Source organism: Phenylobacterium sp. (assembly GCF_036263695.1).
Classification (GTDB): domain Bacteria; phylum Pseudomonadota; class Alphaproteobacteria; order Caulobacterales; family Caulobacteraceae; genus Phenylobacterium.
Map to the genome: position 1 here is coordinate 1 of NZ_DATAGM010000036.1, position 3,316 is coordinate 3,316.

The following is a 3,316-nucleotide window of genomic DNA, read 5'->3' on the forward strand; positions in this document are numbered from 1 at the left end:
CAGTCTCCGTGCAGGTAGCCGCCCTCCAGCAGGGTCTTGAGCAGCATCGGCACGCCGCCCGCCTCACCCATCTCCTTGGCGACGAACCGGCCGCCGGGCTTGAGGTCGGCGATGTAGGGCGTGCGGTCGCAGATCTGGGCGAAATCGCGCAGGGTGAACTCGATGCCGCACTCGTGGGCCATGGCCGGCAGGTGCAGGCCGCCGTTGGTGGAGCCGCCGGTCGCGGCGATGACCACGGCCGCGTTCTCGAAGGCCTTGCGGGTGCAGATATCGCGCGGGCGGATGTTCTGCTCAATGAGCCGCATCACCGCCTCGCCGGAGGCGACAGCGTAGGCGTCGCGGCTCTCGTAGGGCGCCGGCAGGGCCGAGGAGAGCGGCAGGGCCAGGCCGATGGCTTCGGAGACGCAGGCCATGGTGTTGGCCGTGTACTGGCCGCCGCAGGCGCCCTCGCCCGGGCAGGCGTGCTGCTCCAGGTCGGTCAGCTCCTCTTCGGTCATGTTGCCGGCCGAGTGCTGGCCGACGCCTTCGAAGACGTCCTGGACGGTCACGTCCCGGCCCTTCCAGCAGCCGGGCAGGATCGAGCCGCCGTAGAGGAAGACGCTGGGCACGTTGAGCCGCAGCATGGCCATCATCATCCCCGGCAGGGACTTGTCGCAGCCGGCGACGCCGACCAGGGCGTCGTAGCTGTGGCCGCGGATCGTCAGCTCGACGGAGTCGGCGATCACCTCGCGGCTGACGAGGCTGGAGCGCATGCCCTCGTGGCCCATGGCGATGCCGTCGGTGACGGTGATGGTGCAGAACTCGCGCGGCGTGCCGCCGGCCGCCTTCACGCCCTGGCTGACCGCGTGGGCCTGGCGCATCAGGGCGGTGTTGCAGGGCGCCGCCTCGTTCCAGCAGGAGGCCACGCCGACGAAGGGCTGGGCGATCTCCCGACTGCCCAGACCCATGGCGTAATAGTAGCTGCGATGGGGCGCCCGGGCGGGGCCCTCGGTGACGTGCCGGCTGGGCAGGCGAGACTTGTCCCAGCCGCCGTCGGGTTTGCGGTGCATTCGAAGTCCTCCTTGCCGCCCCTTCGTGGGGAGGTGGGCCGGAGCGAAGCGACGGGACGGGTGGGGGAGTTCCGAGGGCGCTAGGCGCTGGCCGGCCGCCGACGGCGCAGTTCGTGACTCCCCCACCCAGTCCCTTCGGGACCACCCTCCCCATGAAGGGGAGGGAAAGCCTCCTCAGAACGCCGCGGCGCTGGAGCGGAGGGCGGCGGCGATGGCGTCCTTGACCTGATCGTCCTTGGGCTCGGTGCGGGGACCGAAGGCCTTCACCGGCTGGCCGTCGGGGCCGATCAGGATCTTGTGGAAGTTCCAGACCGGCTCGGCCTCGTCGCCCAGGCGTTCCTTGGCCCAGCGGTAGAAGGGGTGAGCCCCCTCCCCCTTCACCTCGACCTTAGAGGTCATCGGGAAGTCGACGTCGAAGTTGGTGTGGCAGAAGCTCTGGATCTCTTCCTCGGTCCCCGGCTCCTGGCCGGCGAACTGGTTGCAAGGCACGCCGAGGACCACCAGGCCCTCCGCCTTCATGCCGGAATAAAGCTCCTGCAGGCCCTCGTACTGGGGCGTCAGCCCGCATTTGGAGGCTGTGTTCACCACAAGCACCGCCTTGCCCTGGAAGGTGCTCATCGGCAGCGGCTGGCCGTCGATCGTGGTGAAGGTGAAGTCGTAGGCGCTGCCCTTGTCGGTCATGGGATCCTCCATCGCTGGAGGAAAACCCTAGGCCGTCAGCGGCCGGCTTCCAACGCCTGTTCCACCGCCAGCGCCAGGTCCAGGGCGCGGGCCCCTTCGACGGCGGTGACAATGGGCCGGGCCGCCTCGCCGCGCACTGCTTTGAGGAAACCCTCGACGCTGGCGGCCAGCTGGTCCTTGGCGGCCGGGGTGTCGTCGTAATCGGGGTTCAGCGGATAGGGCGTGGTGTTGCGGAAGGCGTGGGTCAGGAAGTCCACTTCCACTTCGCCGGAGGGATAGACGATGCGCATCGTCCGCTTGAAGGCCTCGGCGCGGCGGGAGGCGTCGAAGATGGCGGTGAAGCCGTCGTCGAAGGTGATCTCGGCACGGGCGGTGTCCCAGCCGCCGCTGAAGTCGATCTCGCCCTCGGCCTCGGCCGCGACCGCCTCGGCCTTGGTGAGCGCCAGCGCCAGGTCCAGGTCATGAACCATCAGGTCGAGCACCACCGAAACGTCCAAGCTGCGCTCCGACGGCGGGCCGTGGCGCAGCGCCTCCAGGCGAAGCGGCTGCTCGGGGATGTCGAACAGGCCCATGGCCTGGAAGACCACCCGCTGCTGGTGGCCGACGGCGACCACCAGGCCGCGCCGCTCCGCCTCGGCGATGATCTTGTCGGCGTCGTCCAGCGAGATGCCGATGGGCTTTTCCACATAGACCGGCTTGCCGGCCCGCAACGCGGCCAGCGCCTGCTGAGCGTGATGGGTGGCGGGCGAGGCGACGGTGACCACATCCACGGCCTCAAGGAACTCCTCGAGGGTGGCGGCGGCGCGGCCGCCGAGCGGTTCGGCCAGGGCGGCGGCGCGCTCGGGGTGCGGGTCGTAGACGGCGGCCAGTTCGCTGCCGGGCAGGCTGGCGTACTTGCGCGCGTGGTGGCCGCCGAACACCCCGGCGCCGATCACGCCGCCCCGCAATGGTCTGCTCATGAGTCGCTCCGGCCAGTGGGCGCGCCTTACACAAAGGGCGCCCGAAGCGCCACCCGCCGTGGCTCTTGCAGCACCAGACCGACTGAACCGCCGGAAGCGTTGGCCCGTTGTCCAATGGCGGGTTAAATGCCCGGCCATCCACCTGACCGGGAGCCTGCCGTGGCGCGCCTTTTCAGCGCCTTCGTGATCGTCGACTGGAGCGCGGCGGCCAAGCCGTCCACGGGGGCCGACTCCGTCTGGATCGGCGTGCTGAAGCGCGACGTGCGGTTCCGCATGACGTTCGAATCCTTCAACCCGCCGACGCGGGCGGAGGCGGAGAAGCGGCTCGCGGCCATTCTCGACGACCTGAAGAAGCGGGGCGAGCGGGCGCTGGTCGGCTTCGACTTCCCGCTGGGCTTCCCGCGCGGCTTCGCCGAGGCGCTGAAGCTGAAGGGCGAGACGCCCTGGCGCGCGGTCTGGGACCAGCTGGACAAGATGGTCAAGGATAAGGCCGACAACACCAACAATCGGTTTGGGGTCGGCGCGGAGATCAACCGGCGGCTGACCGGCGGCCCCTTCCCGTTCTGGGGCTGCCCGCCCAAGGACACGCTGACCACCCTGCAGCCCAAGCGGGTGCGCCCGCACGCG

3 protein-coding genes and 1 pseudogene are annotated in these 3,316 nt (G+C 69.9%); 1 reads left to right on the top strand and 3 read right to left on the bottom strand.

Annotated elements, in window-relative coordinates; all coding sequences use genetic code 11:
* The 3 genes from VHK87_RS01305 to VHK87_RS01315 all read right to left on the bottom strand — a co-directional run.
* A partial coding sequence (locus VHK87_RS01305) for a dihydroxy-acid dehydratase (RefSeq protein ID WP_329633091.1) occupies positions 1 to 1,049 on the bottom strand: 1,049 nt, incomplete at its 3' end.
* A gap of 174 nt (positions 1,050 to 1,223) precedes the next feature.
* A complete protein-coding gene (locus VHK87_RS01310; RefSeq protein WP_329633092.1) occupies positions 1,224 to 1,730 on the bottom strand; it encodes a glutathione peroxidase in 507 nt (168 codons plus the stop codon).
* Between the two features lie 35 nt (positions 1,731 to 1,765).
* Positions 1,766 to 2,689, bottom strand: coding sequence for a Gfo/Idh/MocA family oxidoreductase (locus VHK87_RS01315; protein ID WP_329633093.1), 924 nt, complete (start codon positions 2,687 to 2,689; stop codon positions 1,766 to 1,768).
* A 159-nt stretch (positions 2,690 to 2,848) separates the two neighbouring features.
* Between VHK87_RS01315 and VHK87_RS01320 the strand changes: the two are divergent.
* Positions 2,849 to 3,316, top strand: a pseudogene (locus VHK87_RS01320) (cobalamin biosynthesis protein CbiG); the annotation flags it as partial.

Coding starts and splice junctions, on each gene's coding strand:
- VHK87_RS01315 (WP_329633093.1), bottom strand. CDS start 2,689: ATGAGCAGACCATTGCGGGGCGGCGTGATCGGCGCCGGGGTGTTCGGC.
- VHK87_RS01310 (WP_329633092.1), bottom strand. CDS start 1,730: ATGACCGACAAGGGCAGCGCCTACGACTTCACCTTCACCACGATCGAC.